The organism is Halorubellus litoreus, assembly GCF_037081675.1.
In the GTDB taxonomy this organism is placed as follows: domain Archaea; phylum Halobacteriota; class Halobacteria; order Halobacteriales; family Natrialbaceae; genus Halorubellus; species Halorubellus litoreus.
The window spans coordinates 1104169-1121061 of the sequence record NZ_JAZAQL010000002.1; the positions used below are offsets into that span (position 1 = coordinate 1104169).

21 protein-coding genes are annotated in these 16893 nt (G+C 60.7%); all 21 read left to right on the forward strand.

The features are described from left to right. Positions 1–341 precede the first annotated feature (341 nt). The 21 genes from VYJ16_RS12905 to VYJ16_RS13005 all read left to right on the forward strand — a co-directional run bounded on the left by VYJ16_RS12905 (position 342) and on the right by VYJ16_RS13005 (position 16623). The gene (locus VYJ16_RS12905; RefSeq protein WP_336350716.1) at positions 342–1133 is read left to right on the forward strand and encodes a hypothetical protein; all 792 of its coding nucleotides are present in this window, start codon (positions 342–344) and stop codon (positions 1131–1133) included. Positions 1134–1135: 2 nt separating this feature from the next. Further along, the gene (locus VYJ16_RS12910; RefSeq protein ID WP_336350717.1) at positions 1136–1483 is read left to right on the forward strand and encodes a DUF5802 family protein; all 348 of its coding nucleotides are present in this window, start codon (positions 1136–1138) and stop codon (positions 1481–1483) included. Positions 1484–1725: 242 nt separating this feature from the next. Next, on the forward strand, positions 1726–2172 hold the full coding sequence (locus VYJ16_RS12915; RefSeq protein WP_336350718.1) for a hypothetical protein: 447 nt from the start codon (positions 1726–1728) through the stop codon (positions 2170–2172). 8 nt (positions 2173–2180) lie between these two features. After that, a complete protein-coding gene (locus VYJ16_RS12920) occupies positions 2181–5465 on the forward strand; it encodes a hypothetical protein (RefSeq protein WP_336350719.1) in 3285 nt (1094 codons plus the stop codon). Then, entirely contained in the window at positions 5462–5785 is a 324-nt protein-coding gene (locus tag VYJ16_RS12925; RefSeq protein WP_336350720.1) for a hypothetical protein, read from the forward strand. The genes VYJ16_RS12920 and VYJ16_RS12925 overlap by 4 nt, the downstream gene beginning before the upstream one ends. Further along, positions 5782–6066, forward strand: a complete 285-nt coding sequence (locus VYJ16_RS12930) for a NifU family protein (protein WP_336350721.1) — start codon at positions 5782–5784, stop codon at positions 6064–6066. The genes VYJ16_RS12925 and VYJ16_RS12930 overlap by 4 nt, the downstream gene beginning before the upstream one ends. Positions 6067–6078: 12 nt before the next feature. Continuing rightward, positions 6079–7758, forward strand: a complete 1680-nt coding sequence (locus VYJ16_RS12935; RefSeq protein ID WP_336350722.1) for a terminase large subunit domain-containing protein — start codon at positions 6079–6081, stop codon at positions 7756–7758. Positions 7759–7778: 20 nt separating this feature from the next. Then, positions 7779–9185, forward strand: coding sequence for a phage portal protein family protein (locus tag VYJ16_RS12940; RefSeq protein WP_336350723.1), 1407 nt, complete (start codon positions 7779–7781; stop codon positions 9183–9185). Positions 9186–9197: 12 nt separating this feature from the next. Further along, positions 9198–9449, forward strand: coding sequence for a p24 family protein (locus VYJ16_RS12945; protein WP_336350724.1), 252 nt, complete (start codon positions 9198–9200; stop codon positions 9447–9449). A 4-nt stretch (positions 9450–9453) separates the two neighbouring features. Continuing rightward, complete coding sequence (locus tag VYJ16_RS12950) at positions 9454–10146, forward strand: hypothetical protein (RefSeq protein WP_336350725.1); 693 nt, start codon at positions 9454–9456, stop codon at positions 10144–10146. Between the two features lie 2 nt (positions 10147–10148). Continuing rightward, positions 10149–10640, forward strand: a complete 492-nt coding sequence (locus tag VYJ16_RS12955) for a hypothetical protein (protein ID WP_336350726.1) — start codon at positions 10149–10151, stop codon at positions 10638–10640. A gap of 36 nt (positions 10641–10676) precedes the next feature. Further along, on the forward strand, positions 10677–11147 hold the full coding sequence (locus VYJ16_RS12960) for a hypothetical protein (RefSeq protein WP_336350727.1): 471 nt from the start codon (positions 10677–10679) through the stop codon (positions 11145–11147). Between the two features lie 43 nt (positions 11148–11190). Continuing rightward, the gene (locus VYJ16_RS12965) at positions 11191–12144 is read left to right on the forward strand and encodes a phage major capsid protein (protein ID WP_336350728.1); all 954 of its coding nucleotides are present in this window, start codon (positions 11191–11193) and stop codon (positions 12142–12144) included. A gap of 14 nt (positions 12145–12158) precedes the next feature. Further along, the gene (locus tag VYJ16_RS12970) at positions 12159–12530 is read left to right on the forward strand and encodes a hypothetical protein (RefSeq protein ID WP_336350729.1); all 372 of its coding nucleotides are present in this window, start codon (positions 12159–12161) and stop codon (positions 12528–12530) included. Beyond that, positions 12520–12933, forward strand: coding sequence for a hypothetical protein (locus VYJ16_RS12975; protein ID WP_336350730.1), 414 nt, complete (start codon positions 12520–12522; stop codon positions 12931–12933). The genes VYJ16_RS12970 and VYJ16_RS12975 overlap by 11 nt, the downstream gene beginning before the upstream one ends. Further along, on the forward strand, positions 12934–13272 hold the full coding sequence (locus tag VYJ16_RS12980; RefSeq protein WP_336350731.1) for a hypothetical protein: 339 nt from the start codon (positions 12934–12936) through the stop codon (positions 13270–13272). Position 13273: 1 nt separating this feature from the next. Continuing rightward, a complete protein-coding gene (locus tag VYJ16_RS12985; protein ID WP_336350732.1) occupies positions 13274–13783 on the forward strand; it encodes a hypothetical protein in 510 nt (169 codons plus the stop codon). Positions 13784–13786: 3 nt separating this feature from the next. Further along, positions 13787–14305 carry a hypothetical protein gene (locus tag VYJ16_RS12990; RefSeq protein ID WP_336350733.1) on the forward strand — a complete coding sequence of 173 codons (519 nt, stop codon included), beginning with the start codon at positions 13787–13789 and terminating at the stop codon, positions 14303–14305. Positions 14306–14399: 94 nt separating this feature from the next. Continuing rightward, positions 14400–15590: a hypothetical protein gene (locus tag VYJ16_RS12995; protein WP_336350734.1), complete on the forward strand. Its 1191-nt coding sequence runs from the start codon at positions 14400–14402 to the stop codon at positions 15588–15590. Between the two features lie 24 nt (positions 15591–15614). After that, positions 15615–16082: a hypothetical protein gene (locus VYJ16_RS13000; RefSeq protein WP_336350735.1), complete on the forward strand. Its 468-nt coding sequence runs from the start codon at positions 15615–15617 to the stop codon at positions 16080–16082. 82 nt (positions 16083–16164) lie between these two features. After that, positions 16165–16623 carry a hypothetical protein gene (locus VYJ16_RS13005; RefSeq protein WP_336350736.1) on the forward strand — a complete coding sequence of 153 codons (459 nt, stop codon included), beginning with the start codon at positions 16165–16167 and terminating at the stop codon, positions 16621–16623. The last annotated feature ends 270 nt before the right edge of the window (positions 16624–16893 follow it).

A 16893-nucleotide genomic window follows, 5' to 3' on the forward strand; every position in this document is an offset into this window, starting at 1 on the left:
CATACTGGCACTCCGATAGCGCCGATGTATGCTACTGGGTGCCAGCCGTAGACGAGGGATAGAGGGCGTGTACCCACGGGGGTATATAAAGTATAAGTACCCATTGTATATTACTACTATTGAAGAACGCTCCCTGGCAACCACGCCTGGGAGAACACAGTAGCAGTTTCACATGAGAGACTCATGTGGACACGAACACTGTTCTTGAGGATTGTATTGACTCACTGTAATTGAGAGAGGGTTGAACGGACCTTCCCGATGAATTACGGGTGAAATAGACTCATTGGAAGATCGAACATGGGTGTCCCACTGGGATACCACCCCGGAAACTCACTCACGTAATGGCATTTGGGGAAATAACTGGGGCGTCGACCGCTGAATTAGGCCAACTCAAGCAAGAGTACCTGGATTCACCCCTGTATCTGGAGACTGAGCGCCCCTTCGAGGAGGCGTTCTGTCTCATGCCCATCGGGAAGCAACCCGAGGAGTACGACGGCCCCCAGCGGTACTGCCAGAACCGGGCGAAGACGAACGACGACGGGTCGAAAGCCCCGTTTTGTCGGTTCCACGGCGGCAGTTTCAGTTCGAATCCGAACCTCGACAACCTGGACCCACTTGCTAACATGAGCCACGGATTTTTCCTTAATCGAAAGCACCTGATGGAGAACTTTCGCGACTACGAGCGCGAGTTCTACGAGGAGGTGATGTACGAGTGGCCCGAGAAGTACGGGATTGACTTCGACGAGGACCCGAGCGCGATGGAGGATATGCACGCGCTCGCCCTGGCGATCATCCGCGACGGACGGGCCAACGACGTCATCAACGCGAATCGCGATTTGACCACCACGAAGGGCAATTACGGCCCGGATGGCTCTCTCCTTGAGCGCGAGGAGCAGGCTCACTACCTCATCAGTGAGGAACAGGCCCAGCGGCGTCTCGTCATGAAGATGAAGGACGAGCTGGGTATCTCCCGCAAGCACCGCGACGAGATCGGGCAGGCCGAAGACGCCTCTCGAACGGTCGCGGGCTTGGTTGAGGGGATGGCTGACGCCCTTGATAAGAGCGAACACGAGTATGACCCGGCGGCGTTCGAGGAATCTGAGCCTGAGAACGCTGACGAGTCAGAGAACTAACGATGTACCTGGAGCCGTTCAGTTCCGGGTACTATCTCGGGACCTGTACGGTCACGGAACACGGCGGCGACGGTGTGTTGCTTGCGGCTGACGAGTACGAAGACGTCGAAGCGCAGGTGTACGACCGCTATTCGGCGTTCGGATTGCCGGTTTTCGTGAAGATGGGACGCTCGCACTACGAAGTGCGCCCCGATGCGGCGGTTCCGGCGGATACGCTGGCGGTTTCGGCGGACATCCGCGGGAAGGCGGCGATTCGGGCGCATGAGTTCCGCGAGGTCCTCGTGGCGAACGAGATTAGCGCGAAGATGCTGGTTCAGTGGGACGAGTTCCTCGACCAGCGGCTCGCGTGAGTGTAGATTGGGTGAGTTCCCCGGCTTCCCGTTGTTGCTCACCTATTACGAACGACGATAACCCGGCTGACGTCCAGATTTTCAATTTCCGAGAGGGGTCCGAGCGCACCGCTATCGCGTTTTGGTGGACTGGTGGCGTTTACGGACACTCGGATTGCTGGATCAGGGCCGGGAAGGGGGATTTTGTGTCTCTTGACGCGTCCCTCTAAGAAAACCCTAAGAAAAACCTATAAATTAGACAAATGACGAGCATTTACAACAACTTCAAGACCCTCCTGTTCAACGGTAGCATCGACCTCGACGCGGACACCCTCAAGGTCGCTCTCGTTGCAGACGACATCGCGTACACCCCCGACATCGACACCGAAGTCTACGTCAACGACGTTCTCGACGACGTGACCGCGAGCGAGCTGAACGCGACCAACTACGCTCGCAAGACGCTCGCCCCGAGCATCAGCCAGGACAACGTTGACAACGAGGCCGTCATGGACGCGACGAACCTCACCTGGAGCGCCCTCGGCGGCTCCACGGACGACACGATTCAGGGCGCGCTCATCTACAAGGAGGTCACGAACGACGCCGACAGCCCCGTTCTCGCGTACATGACGAGCGCGGACTTCCCGCTCCCGACGAACGGCGGTGACGTCTCTATCGAGTGGGACGTCGCTGGCGTGCTGACCCTCGGGTGAGGTGACTGATGCCCGTTGAATCAATCGACTCCTGGGAAGACGGGAACTTCAATGGGTGGACCCAATCCTATGGCAACGGCACGATCACCACGAACTTCGCGACTGACGGAACGAGTGGTGTCGAAGCCTCCAACGGCCTCAAGGAGAGGCTGGAGAGCCAGCCTGGGGATGGTCTTCCGACCTACCCCGTCAAGGGAGACACCATCTACCTGGACATGGAGTCCAGCATCGGTGACGCAACCGCGGCCACGACCCAGGTCCAAGTTCACTTTGGGTGGGACGGCGTGGACGACGAGTACCGCCTGGACGTCGACGTTCAGGGTGGCGCACTCGAACTATGGGAACTTGGCTCCCAGCAGGCCCGAATCGGCGTTGATTGGGGCCTCACTGTCAATGCGAACACCCACTACGAGATAAAGATCGTATGGGACGACGGCACGCTCGGTGGCGCGGACGGTGACATAACCGCCACGCTCCGTGATGTGGCCGCTGACACGGTTACCGCGAGTGTTTCCGCGAACAGCACGTACCGGAGCGATGGCGGCGTCAAGATTTTCCAGACACCTGATACCGGCGAGCGCGTCAACGTGGACTACTTCCGCGTCGAGCGCCCCGCGTCATCCAGCCCACAGACGGCTGTCATTGACGGTCCCGCGGGCCTGAACATTACCGGCTACAACGTTCAGACCACGGGCGGTGTCGTCACTGAAACCACGACCATCGTGGATTCCTGGGAAGACGGGAACACGAACAACTGGACTGTTATCTACGGCGATGGCAGTATCACGACGAACTTCGCGACCGAGGGCACCAGCGGCTACGAAGTCTCCGGTGGCCTCAAGGAGCGCCTGGAGAGTACCTCCGGCCTCCCGATCTACCCCGAGAAGGGCACGAAGTTCTACCTGGACTTCGAGACGACGGTCGGCTCCGCGACCGCGACCACTGGTGAAGTCCATCTCTACTTCGGGTGGGATGGCGTCGACGACGAATACCGCGTTGACTGTGACATCCAGAGCGGGAATCTGGAGATGTGGGAGCTTGGAAGTTCCCAACAGCGAATCGCCGTCGACTTCGGGGCATCTTACGCCGCGAACACCGCATACCAGCTCGAAATCGTTTGGGACGACGGTACGATAAGTGGTGCTGACGGCGACATTACCGCGACCGTCACGGAGATTGGGAGCGGGACCGTCGTGTCCACGATTACGGCAAACTCGGCGTACCGCATCAACGGCGGCGTCAAGATATTCCAGCAGAGCGACACGGGTGGACGAGTCAACGTTGACAACTTCCACGTCGTCGAGCCTGGAAACGCGGCTCCGACGAACACCACGTCACAGACGAACATTGGTGGCGGAACCGGATACGGACACACCGTCGACCCGAGTGAAGCAACGGTCACGGTCAGTACGCTCTCGGGAATCACGAGCGCACTATCCTCGGCCTCGGCTGGGGACATCGTGTACATCGACGGCAGTGCGAGCATCGACGCGGGGTCGACGCACATCAACGTCCCACCGGACGTCACGCTGGCTTCTGACCGAGGCATCAACGACGCACCGGGCGCACACATCTACACGGCGGCTGAACCTGGTGAGGTTATCCAGGTCAACGACGGTGCCCGGCTGACGGGTATCCGACTTGAGGGGCCGCACCCCGGCTCCGATACCACGGGTAGCTCCAGTGCGAGTGGCGTGGAGATGTTCCACACCGCGGAAGTGGATAACTGCGAGATTTGGGGGTTCAGCTTCGCAGGCATCGACATTGAACCCAGCACGGTCGACGCGCACATACACCACAATGTAATTCGCGAGTGTAACAAGGACGGCCTCGGCTACGGTGTCTCCGTGGACGGCGGGAACCCGATAATTGAGTACAACTACTTCAATTACAACCGCCATGACGTCGCCACGACGGGCGACAACTACGGCTACAGGTTCCGGTACAACCACTGTGGCCCCTTGCAGGTTCTCCACAACATCGACGCGCACTCCCCCGCAGGGACGCGCTACGAGATTCACAACAACGTTGTGGAGACGATCTTCCGAACGTGGGACGACCTTCACAACCACATCGTTGTGATTCGGGATGTCCCGAACGACGAGTGTGTGATTTGGGATAACTGGTTCTTCGCGGACGAAGCTATCCCGAGTCTGTCTGGACCAACTGACACCTACGGACAGGTCATCATCCAGACCACCTCGACGTGGCAGAACATGAACTTCTACGGGAACCACTACGGGACCGACCCTGGTATCACGTATGAAGACATCATCCCTGGGTACAACGGGTACCGAACGACGGGCGAAAACCCGCCAAGCGCCGGTTCGCAGGCGGCGACCATCAATCGAGGGACGCTGACGGCTTCTGCGTTCTCTCCCACGGCAACCATCGGGAAGGTTGTGAGTATGTCGGTTGCGGGCTTGAGCCTCAGTGGTGGCTCTCCCACGACGGCCACGGGGTCGGTAAGTGCAACGCCAACGCCGTCTTCGATGGCGGTGGGCGCGTTCTCGCCGCTGGCCGGTGTCTACACGAAGGTTGCGGCTGACCGCGGTCGGCTCCGCTTCAAGGACACCACGCCGACGATGAGTGTCGGACCCCGGTCGGTCCCGGCGAACCCATCGAGTCTCGCGCTCGCGTCATCGAACCCGCGGGCGATTCCCGGTGTGTCGATTGCCACGCCCGCACTCGGTGGCCTCTCGGTCATCGGGTACGACGCAACGATTGACCTTGCACGGCGAGCGGTTCCGGGTGAGACGGCACACCTGTCGCTCACCGCCCTGGACGTCGACAAGAACGTCGGGGCAGTCTCCGCGATTGGAGACACGGGATTCCTGACCGTGGGCGGTATTGAACCCGCTGTAACGTGGATTCTCGACCTTGCGGCGGTCGCGGACACTGGCGAACTGGTCTTCACGGGACTCGACCCCACGAAGTCGACCGGTCCAGTGAGTGCGACCACCGACAGCGAGTCCATGGCCCTCGGGTTCGTGGCTCCGCTGGTTACGTGGTCGCAGATCGCGGTCACCGACGCCACGCCGACGCTCTCGCTTACGAGTACGGACATCGTGTCCGCGACTCCTGGCGAGTCTATCTCGGTGCCAGACGTCGGTGAACTACTGGTCGGCGTTCCAGTTGACCCGAGTGTGAGTAACACCGTCTTCGCGGTGATGCTTCCGGGGAGGCTCGAACTGGATTCGGTTGACCCTGCTGTCTTCAACCGACTGTTCGATTGGGACCGCGTGTCTCGAACCGGGACGCGCCGCATTGACATCTTCAAAGACCGAAAATGACCGTTTTCACGCTAACACAGAACGACACGTCACCGCCCATCGGCGGGAACGTCACGGGCGAGCGCGGTGAGATGATCGACGTCACCGGGTGTGACGTCCGCTTCATGATGAAGCCCATCGGGGGCGACACCCTGACCGTCGACGACGACGGACAGGTGGTCGATGGACCGCGCGGCGTGGTTGGATACGGCTGGAAGGCCGCCGATACCGCCGAACATGGCACGTTCCAGGCCGAGTTTGAGCTGACGTACCCCGATGGGACGGTCGAAACGTTCCCCTCGGAGTCGTTGACGGTCATCATCAAGCCGGACCTCGGATGAACGACCAGGACGTAATCGAGGCGATTGACCGCTTTCTCGCGTTCAATTTCCCGCAGATTGCGATGCACGGTGGCGAATCATACGTCGAAGCCGTGGATTTGGACGCTGGACACGCGGTTCTCGCCCTGGACGGGGCGTGTGACGGTTGTGGGTTGTCTCCCATGACGACCGCCGCTATCCAGCAACGCCTTCCCGCGGAAATCCCCGAAATCGCGACCATCGAGGTACGCGTCGGAACCGACCAGACCGCCCAGGCGGGCGCTGGCGACGTTCCGTTTTAGGAAACATCTCATATGACTCGTGAAATAGCCGAACGTCTCTCCGAGGAAACTGGGGCGTCTGTCGCCGCTCTCCTTGAGCGGTGGGACGGACACCCCGAGCTTCTCGCCGAAGACCTGTTCCGAGTCAAGAGCCAGGAGTCGCACAAGATTGAAGACCTGGAGTTGTTCTGGCCGTATCAGCCCCAACTCCTCCACGCGTACTTCTACTCTGACGGCAAGATTCTCAACGTCTACAAGGGTCGCCGAATCGGGGTGTCCTTCATTTTCATGTTGGCACTCCTCATCGACGGGATTCAGACGCCAGGAGCGTTCTTCCCGATTGTCAGCACGCGGAAGTCGTCGTCCGAGTCTCGGGTGAACGACATCCGTAAGCTGATTCAGGAGGCGAAGGTCGAGATACCCGTCCAGAAGGACAACAAGGGCGAGATCGTGCTGTGGAACGGCGCGACCTTCCGCGCGTACACGGGGAACCCCGAGGGTGCGCGTGGTGACGACTCCGCGAAGGCCGTCTTCGTGGACGAGATGGCTTTCCTTGAGAACCAGGAGGATACGATGCGGGCGTTCATGCCGTTCGTATCGCTCGGTGACGCGAAGATGATCCAGGTCAGTACGCCGAAGGTGGCGAACGACCTGTTCATGACGACGCACCGCCGCGGGAACACCCGTGGGCTGGACGAGGAGGGCCACCCGGTCCCCATCTGTATCAAGCAACCGTCGTTCAAGAACCCGGACGCGATTGACATTGAGACGTCGCTGTTCAAGCAGGACGTCGAGCCGGTGCGCCCGGACATGGACATCGAGGCGGTCGAACAGGAGCGCGCACAGGACCCACAAGGGTTCGCCCAGGAGTACCTGTGCCGTCCTATCAGCGACGAGTACCGGTTCTTCTCCGTGGCGTCGATTCAGGCCGCCATGGAAGCTGGCGGGAAGGAGGTGTTCGGACCCTCCGTGTCCCCACAGTACGGCGGGACGATGGTTGCGGGTGTGGACTTCGGGATGACCGACGACGAGACGGTTATCTCGGTGTTCGAACACACCGGGAAGAAGCGCCACCTGCGCTACCAGGAGGTACTGGATCGGCGCGCGCTCGAACTATCCGGCATTGAGAACCCCGACCGCGCGAACCCGAATCATATCGCCAAGCGCCTCAAGCAACTGAAGGCCCAGCTCGGCGTCGAACACTTCGTGATGGACGCGACCTCGTTCGGGAAGTCGTTCAAGACCATCATCGAAGACGCAATCGGGTACGGCGTTCACGGCTTCGACTTCAATGACCGTGACGGCGTGAAGCAGATGATGGGTGACCTGAACTACGGCCTGCGGAACGGCCTGGTCACCCTCCACGACGACGACCGGATGTTCGACCAGTTGTCGTCGATTGTGAAGGTCCAGAAGGAAGACCATCAGAAGCCGAAGTTCACCGGGAAGGAGCAGTCCAAGGACGGCAAGGACGACATTGCCATGTCCGTCATGTTGGGCGCGTACCCGGTGATGTTGGATACGTCGCGGTCGACGCAAATGCACGCAAAGGAGCGTGAGGTGGAGTCGTTCGGTGAAGGAGTTACGCCGTCTGCCGCCCGGTCGCGGGCTGGTGAGGCGTATCGACCCGAGGAGACGCACCCGGTTGCGTTTGGGGCGACGAACGTGAAGCGGGGGAACAGGAAGACGTACAGCGCCCGGTACCGGCGGTAAGACAACCCTTTCAATACTTTATGGGAGAAACCAGAGATTTCCTTGAGCGACAACTACGCGACGGGAACCTTGAGTTCGCACTTGAGGCCCCGATTGGCGTAGTCAAGCAGAAGGGACCGGGTGGCAACGTTCGACCAACGGACCCTCCGGTTCAACAGATAACGGAGAACCGTCTGATTGCGGACACCGACCCCCATGTGGGCGAGGGCGTGCAGACGCTCGTCGACTACCTCGTGGGGTCCGGGTTCGTCATCAAGCCGAAGAACATCCCGTTCACCGACGAGGAACAGACCCACCAGGACATCGCGGAGTTGAAGCGACTCATTGAGTCCAGCAACTTCGAGGAAGTCCTACAGTTGTGGGTGTGGCACGCGCTCGTCGACGGCACCGGATACATCGAGATTGTGTGGGAAGACGAGGTGTTCTCCCCGCGATTGCTCCCGAGTGAGAAGATCAAGATTCTCACCGACGAGTTCGGGCGCGTCACCGGCTACGAGATGGAGGTTCCCGGCGACGACCCCGTGGAATACGGCCCCTACGACGTGGCCCACCTCAAGTTCCACTACCACCCCGGCGAGGATTACGGTCGCTCACTCATCGAGCGGTTCGGTGAACAGGCCGATATGCTCCGTGACATGGAGATCGACATGGCGCGCTTCGTCGCGACCAAGGCCTACCCGCCCGTGTTGTGGAAGCTCGGCACGGACGACCGACACTACACGCCCACGCAAATCGACGAGTGGCTGGATACCGTCGAAGCCATCGAACCGGATTCGATGCTCGCGGTCGGCCACGACGTTGACTTCGACGTGGTTGGCACGACGTCGACCAGCTCCCAGGGCGGCGTCTTGAACCTGGAGGGCACGTTCACGCACCTCCTGGGTCGCATGAGTGCCGGGCTGGGTGTCCCGATGCACTTGATGCTTGATACGGAGGGCAGTCAGAATCAGGCGCTCTCGACGATGCCGAAGTTCGACCGACGCATCAAGCGATACCAGCGTATCATCAAGACTACCGTCGAACAGGTGGTGTTCCGGTCCATCATGGGCCACCCGACGCCCGAGGATTACCAGGAGGTTCTCCCCGAGTTTGAGTTCGGGGAACACTCCAGCGACGAAGAACGCCTGGAAACCCAGGAGGCACTTGACCTGTTCTTCGCGGGGTTCCTGACCCGTGAAGCGTTCGCGACTCGCGTCGGGATTGACCCCGAGGTCGAGATGCCGACCGAGGAACAGCTACGGAGTGAGATCGTCCCGGTTATCCAAGACCTGCAAGGCGCGGGTGATAACGTGATGAACCCGGACGGCGGACACCCGACGAACAATGGCACGGGCGGCGAGGATTCCTCTCGTGCGGCGAAGACCCGACAGAACCCCGAACGACAATCTGACGACTCCCGTCCAAAGCGGGACGTCCACAATGAGTAAGGAATCTCATCCATGGAAGACGACGAGAAGAACAAGTATCTCAGAGACATTGCCACCCGAACGGCCAGGATAGACGAACGAACGAATCACATCAGTAACGAACTACAATCACTTCGCGAGAACGACGCCCGGCACGACGAGCGGCTTGATTCCTTGGACTCCCGCGTCCAGCGGAACACCATGATTACGAGTGGTGTGCTGTTCAGTCTCGGCTCGGCTATCACGGCGATTTTCGCGAAGCTGGGCGGGCTAATTCGATGGTAGAAACATGAGTGACATCCAAGCAAACATCGACCAGGACCTAACGTTCAGTACGCGCTTCAGTGCGCCGTCTGACCCGAACGCCCTGGCGGACGGTTACAACGAGTACGGCGTGAAGGAGGTTCACGACCAGGACGGGAACCTGGAGCGAGTCGAGTTCATCTTCGAGGCGATGCAGCCGGGTGACCCCGAAGACCGCAACGGCTTCGACATCGGCCCGGAGTTCCTGGCGAACGTCGCCGGGCACGACTACTCGTCGGAAGTTCCGTTCCAGATGTCCCATGACAAGGACCAGCGTTCGAACGCGGGCTACATCGACCAGGTGTGGTTCAGCGACGACGCACTCCGCGTTCACGGCTACGTTCCGAACACGGGCAACGCGCTCCGGTCAGACGTAATTGCGGATTTGACCCACCGTCCCCCGGCGCTCCGTGATGGGAGTGTTGGGTTCGGTCGGTCGTTCGACTACGAGATCACGGACGACGGCGTTATTCGTCCGACTGATGGTGTCCTTCAGGAGTTCTCCGCCACGCCGTTCCCCGGTGGGTACGACAACGGCGGGGGCCTGAAGGCCCAGTTTATGCAGGCGGCACAGGACGCAGGCGTTCTCGATGAAGCTCCCAGCGACGTAAGTGGGGCAGAGGGTACGCGGGCAGAGTTCTCTCGCCTGTCGGTACACACGGTAGAATACGAGATTTAAACATGGAATTTCACAATCTGAGTTTCGAGACGGCAATCGACGAGATGGACGAGGACGAACTGCGCGCGACCCTCACGGAGTTCGCGGAGAAGCACGAGGCGAACCAGGCAGCGTTCAACGACCTCGTTGAAGCCCTTGACGGCGTGGGCAACGACGGGAAGGAGGCGGAGTTTGAGGCGCTTCAGGAGGAGGTTTCGGCGTTCAAGGCACAGTTCGCGGAGGCGCTCGCCGAGCGCGTTCCCCTGACTGTTGAGGAGCTGGCGGAGTTCTCGCTGTCGCGTCTCTACGAGATGGACGAGCAGACCGAGGAAGCGCCTGCGGACCTTCCCGCGGACGACGACCCAGTGGACGACCCGGCGGACGACGACACGCCGTCGTTCATGAAGGAGTCCAAGCCGTCGAAGGCTGGCGACTTCTCCGCTGACGACTACGACTCGGCGGTCGAGAAGGCACGCGGTTCCCTCCAGGGTATCCCCGGCCTCTCGTTCGACTGAATCCCAAGAAAACCCTAACACAACTTTACTACACACATGGTACACGCACGCATCGCAACTTCTGCGGAACAGCCCGTTAACCGTCACGCCGGACTCGCCCAGTACGCTGGGGAGGAGGCAGAGCTTGTTGGCGTCGACGCCAACGGCGACATCGTGAAGGCCGACGCGGACTCCGGTGTCGCGGTCAAGGCACGCGGCGTCCTCATGTCGCCCGTCACTGACCTCTCGGCAGTCACCGAGGAGGCGGTTTCCCTCGTGACCGAGGCGAACCGGACCCTCATGGGCACCCACCGGGTGTCCTACATCGAGTACGGCGTCGTCGTTGAGAACAGCGACGAAGACTGGGGCTTCACTCCGGGTGACGACGTTTACCTGGCGGCTGGTGGCGGCTACACGCAGACGATGCCCGCCGCAGTTGGCGACCTCCAGCAGATCGTCGGCTACGCGATTGACGACGGTGAGGCAATCGTTCTCCGCGTCTCGCAACAGCACGACGTGGCAGCCTGATCGTTTCTAAGACAACCCTAACAAAACCCTTTCAACATTTCAAATGGCAGACTACCGTAAGCGCGACCTGACGACGAAGGACGACGTATCGCTGACTGAACTTCTCATCGACGGCATGGCGACTGTTGACGCGTTCAACGACGCCGCCCGTCCGTTCCGCGAGATGCTCGCGACCACCGTGAGTGACCGCGTGTTCACGACCGCCGCCCATGGCGACATGACGTGGCACGAACTCGCTGAGGGCGAACACGCTCGCACGGGTGACGTCACCAACGAGCAGGTTGCGTTCAGCATCGCGAAGTACGGGCGCTCGCTCGGCTTCACCCAGGAGTTCATCGAAGACAACCCGGCGGACGAGGTTCTCAAGCGGTTCCGCGTTCTCGTCGAGGGCGCACTCAAGAAGGAACACGAAGTCATCTTCGGCACCATCCAGAACGGTGTCGCAGACGGCTCCGCGCTCTGGTACGACGTTCCCGACTACGGGGCGTACACCTTCAGCAACACCCACGACCACACCTTCGCGGACACCAACGAGCTGTTCGGGGACGCCAACCCCCGCAGCGCGACGGCCCACATCCGCGAAGCGAACAAGCAGCTTCGGCACCACGGCAAGCGCCCGTCCTACGCGCTCATCTCCAGCGAGTTCGCGGCAGAGTTCGTTGACGAGCTGGCCTGGGACGCGACCTTCCACATCCCCGACGCGACCAGCCTGCGCTCGCAGGCGCTCCCCGAGAACCGCATCATCATCGACGGCGTGACGCTCATGCAGACGCCGTGGATCGCGGACACGGGTGGCTCCTACGAGTTCTACGTGGTTTCCGACGAGAAGCCCGTCGCGTTCCACGAGGCCCGCCCCGTCACGCTCACCCAGGGCGCGAACGGCGGCCCCGTTGGAGAGCCGGGTGCGCTCATCGGCGCATACGGCAGTGCCCGCTACGGGACCTTCATGGCCGACCCGCTCGCGGCGGTCAAGGTCAACGCAGACAACCTCGCCTGAGGGCCTAACCACACATGGTTAGTTCTGACGAGGAACTGTTGTCACTCGTCCGCGGCTCTATCGGTGCGACCAACGCAGTTGACGTTCGGACGGACGTTCTTCGGGAGGAACTTGCTGAAGCAAAGGCCGAGATTTCTCGCGAAGTGAACGAACGCCTCACGAACGGAGAGAACCTGAACTTCTACCAGGCTGATGCCGCAGAGAAGGCGCTTGTCTCGCTGATGCTGATTCGTGGGAAGGCGGTCCTCCGCGGGAAGCGGCGGAACACCCCCAAGCGACTTGGGGCGCTCCGACGCCACACGTTCGAAGACGACGACGAACGCTTCTGGAGAGACGAGCTGGTTCGGAACCTGAATCGGCTCAACGAGATGAACGATGGCAACTAACGACTACGAGTTGGTCCTTGAGGTGCAGAACCTCACGGAGTACGACGACGAAATCATCGAGATTCCGGTGATGCTGGAGCTTGTGGAGCTGGCGAAGCGTGAGATTCGGGCGAAGGCGGGTATCATTGACCTGGAGTTCTTCGGGACCAATGACCTCTACGCCGAACGCGCGCTGTTCTGGTTGACCTGCTTGTTCGCGAAGATCAAGATGGGTGAACTGGAGAACGTCCACATGAGCATCGGCGACATCGAGCAACGGACGCTCCGCGCCGATGAAGACGGTGAAGACGCCGTGGTCTGGAAGCAGGAGTTTCAGGACTACATGGCGCGTGTTCAGCCCTCCGAGAACCTCTTTGGGATTCGTTCTGTTGGGCGGTCAGACCGGACTTACAGTTACGAATAAATGAGGGGTATTTCCACGTACATCAAGCGGGAGGGTGAACACTGCGACGTTCTTCGGAACAACGGCTCCGGTAAGGACGTCTTGAACAATCCCGTGAAGGACTTCGACCGGGTTGGTGAGACGCGGGCGATTCGCTACTACGGTCGGCGAGTCCAGCGCAACCGCCAGGTTGATACCCAGTACGGGAACTTCGAGATGGACACCCCGCGGTTCGCGTTCCCCACCGACGCCCCGATTCTCGACGGTGACCGTATCGTCTACGACGGTGCGGTCTACGAGTTACGCGCACTACTCGCGCGGAAGACCCACATCGAATCCACGGCCAAGCGGGTGGAGTGACGTGGAGCGGATACGACTTGACCTTGAGGTCGACGTTGAGGGCATTGACCGGTCGCTTGCTCGCCTGGAGCGCGAGCTTGATAGTGCGCTCGATGAAGTTCGCGACGAGTTCTACGACCAGGCGGTCGCGTTCGCTCGCCACCGCATCGAACGGAAGGATGCCATCTTCAACTGGGAGGTGTGGGAGTCCTGGGCGAAGATAGAGGAAGACCGCGGGAACGACCTGCACCTGATTGTACGGAACTTCGCCGAACACGCCGAGTACGTTGAGCGTGGGGCGACCTTCCCGTACAAGGCACCACCGAAGGAGGCCCTTCGACCGTGGGTCCGCGAGAAGCTGGCGCACTGGCCGATGCCGGAGGAGTACAAGGTGGAGTGGCTTCGCGAGAAAATCAAGCGCGACGGCCTGAACGGGATTCACTTCGCGCGGTACGCGGAGGAACGGCTGGACCGCGATAAGGAGCGGATCGCGAAGGAGATTATCGAGCGCGAGATGCCTCGGCGGATTTAAAACATGAATAAGTTAGACGTTCTTGCCCTCCTGGTAGCGGAGCTTGAGTCGGTCGTTTCTGTTCCGGTGCATACTGGGACCGGGGAAGACCGCGACCTTCCCGCGGTTGCCCTGGCGAAGTGGGACACGACCCGCACCCACGACGGCGGTCACCGCAATTACGCGGGGCCGACCTTCGACGAGGAGGGCGACGTGAACGGCGCGGAATTTCACATCTATCACGACATGACCGCGCTCGTGGTCGTGCTTTCTGACGACGAGGTTGAGTCCCACGAGTTACTCGCGGCCATCGAGGAACACTTCAATTTCCTTGAGGATACGCCGGGGGACCTGCACGCGGACGTCCGCCAACTGGAGGTTGCCTCCGGTGGGCAACACGATTTGCAGTTCGCCCCGCCTGTCCCGACCTTCGGGCAGACGGTTCGGTTGGAACTGAAGTTCTTGAACCGCTTGACGCGCACCCTCCCTGAGCTTGGCGAGGATGTGCTTCTGAACATCGAAAACGACATACACTTAACATAACATGGTACGACTTGGAAATGACAACACCCCCGGTGTAGTCACCGACGTTGAGACGGCTTCGACTCTCGGTATCTCTACGGACGCTCCCAGCGACGTGGCGATCATCGGGCAGTACGACCCGACGACGGGGACCGCTGACCCGGACACGGTGTATCGAATCACGCGCGGCACCCAGGCACGCGGCCTGTTCGGTACCGGCGAGCAACTAACCCAGGCGGTTCTGGACGCACTCCTTGAGGGCGCGAACCCCGTCTACGCGCTGACCCCGGCCCGGCAGACCGTCCAGGTCGAAGACCAGAGCGCGGTTTCCGGCTCCGAGGGCACGCTGGACAACGCCCCCGTGAGTGAGAACCCCGCGAAGACGGTCTTCACCATCGACGGTACCGAGAAGACGACGATTGTCACGCTCGACGACCCGACGCAGATTACGCCCGGCCAGGACGAGGTGTACCTGAACCCCGTCACGGGCGACTTCCAGCTCGACCAGAGCGTCAGTTCCTCGGCCACGGTCGACTACGAATACTTCGACTACGAGGGCGCGATTGACGCCTTCATGGACGACGTGGACGCGGTTGACGCCGTGGACTTCCTCGGTACCACGACCGAGAACGAAGACGTCGCGGACTACCTCGTCGCACAGGTTGTGCTGGCGGCCAAGTCCTACGACTTCGCGATTGCGGTTGCGGGTGTCCCACAGCACATGGACCCGCAGACGTACTCGGCGGCGCACAACTCCAGCCGGGCGCAGGTCGTCTACCCCAGCAGGAACGCGGACGGCGAGAGCGTGGTTGGTTCGTACCTCGGTCGCCGGGCGACCCTCGGTATCAACGCCTCTCCCGTGAACAAGCGCCTCCGCACCCAGGACGTTCTCTACGAGCGTCTCTCCGAAGCGGACCAGGCCGCGCTCATCGAGGAGAACGTCGTGCCGCTCACGAGCGAACGGCGTGGCTCCAAGATTGTCGACGACCCCACCTGTGTTTCCGATGGGAACAACGAGGAGGCGGCGTTCGACTACGGGCTGGCTCGCCTCATCATGGATGCCGTCATTGAGACGATCCGTGACAACGAGGAGCCGTTCATCGGGAAGTTCAACAACCCGAAGGTCCTGAAGCGGATGCAGAACGTCCTTGAGGGTCGGCTTGGGTTCTTGCTGAGTTCCGGGGCGATTCTCTCCTACGAGGTCTACGTCGAGAAGCGCGACAAGGACACGGCTGATGTTGAGGTTGGGGTGACGCCGGTCGCGCCGCTCCGTAACATCTACAACACGGTCACGGCGGGCCAGTAGGCTAAGAAAACCCTTTGATAACGTATGCCCAGTAATAACACCACGCAGAACACGCAACAGTACGAGAGCAAGCCTCCGGTCGAGGCCGCGAAGGACGTCACGCTCGCAATCTCCACCGTCGACGGCGACTACGAACTATCGGTCGCCAACGTCGACACCACCAAGGAGATCACCGTCGAGCAAGTCCGCGAGAACAACGTCTTCCCCATCGGGGATGCCGTCACCGAGATTTCCTACTCGGGGAGTATGACCTTCAAGGGTCGTCGTCATGTCATCGACTCCTATCTGTTCGATGAAAACGGCCTCCCCCGCCGGAACGTCGCGCTGACGCTGACCCACGACGACCTCAACCCGAACGACCCGAACAACCCGGACCCGTTCACGGAGACGTGGCACGACCTTCGTGTCGTCTCCACCGGCTACGAGATGCAGACCGGGGAGGTCACTGAAGTCTCCTACGACTGGATTGCCCTCGGTAAGACGCCCGCCTGATTCGGCGGCGAACCCCCTCACACACTACTGTTCTCCCCGCCTTCCCGCGGGGTCCCGCTACTGATAAGAACCAATATTCACTATGAGTGACAACAACACGGAAACCGAAACCGGAAAGAGTCGCAGTAAGGTCCGAGAGCTTGCCCTTCGTGGGTCCAGCTACCGCGAGAAGCGCGAGTTTAGCATCGGCGGTGAAGACGTTGAGCTGGTCCTGAAGCCGCTCATTGACGACGACTTCTACGCCCTCCTGTTCCGCCTGGACGTCACGGAAGACGACATGGAGGAGGCCATGGAGGAAATGGACGAGCAGGCAGAGGAGAACGACGGTGAAGTCGACATGGACTCCATGGACCCCGAGATGATTGCCGTCCTTCAGGACGCCGCGGTCATGGGCGTCGACGCCGAAGCGATTGGCGAAACCGAAGACGGCTGGGCAGAGCTTGTCCACGAACACCTCGTGGGTGGTATCTCCATCGAGATCGGCTCGGCGGTCATGGAGCTGTCGCACGCCATGGGGGACGCGGAGAAGTTTCGTCGCTGAGGGGTGGGCGAACGACATCGTTGCCCTGAACGAAGACATCCCGCTCGCGGAGCGCCAGGGCTTACTCACTCCCTTACAACGACAAATCCTCATTGAAGCAAAGCGCCAGGAGGCGGCGCGTATCGACGAACAGACGGGTGGGTTACCCACGGTCGACGCAGGACCACGGAACACCCGACACAACCAGAACGCGAACACGACGAGTCAGACCCGCTCGTTCGTGAATCACAACGCAGAAGAAATTACTGAACCCATCAGATGAGCGTAGAC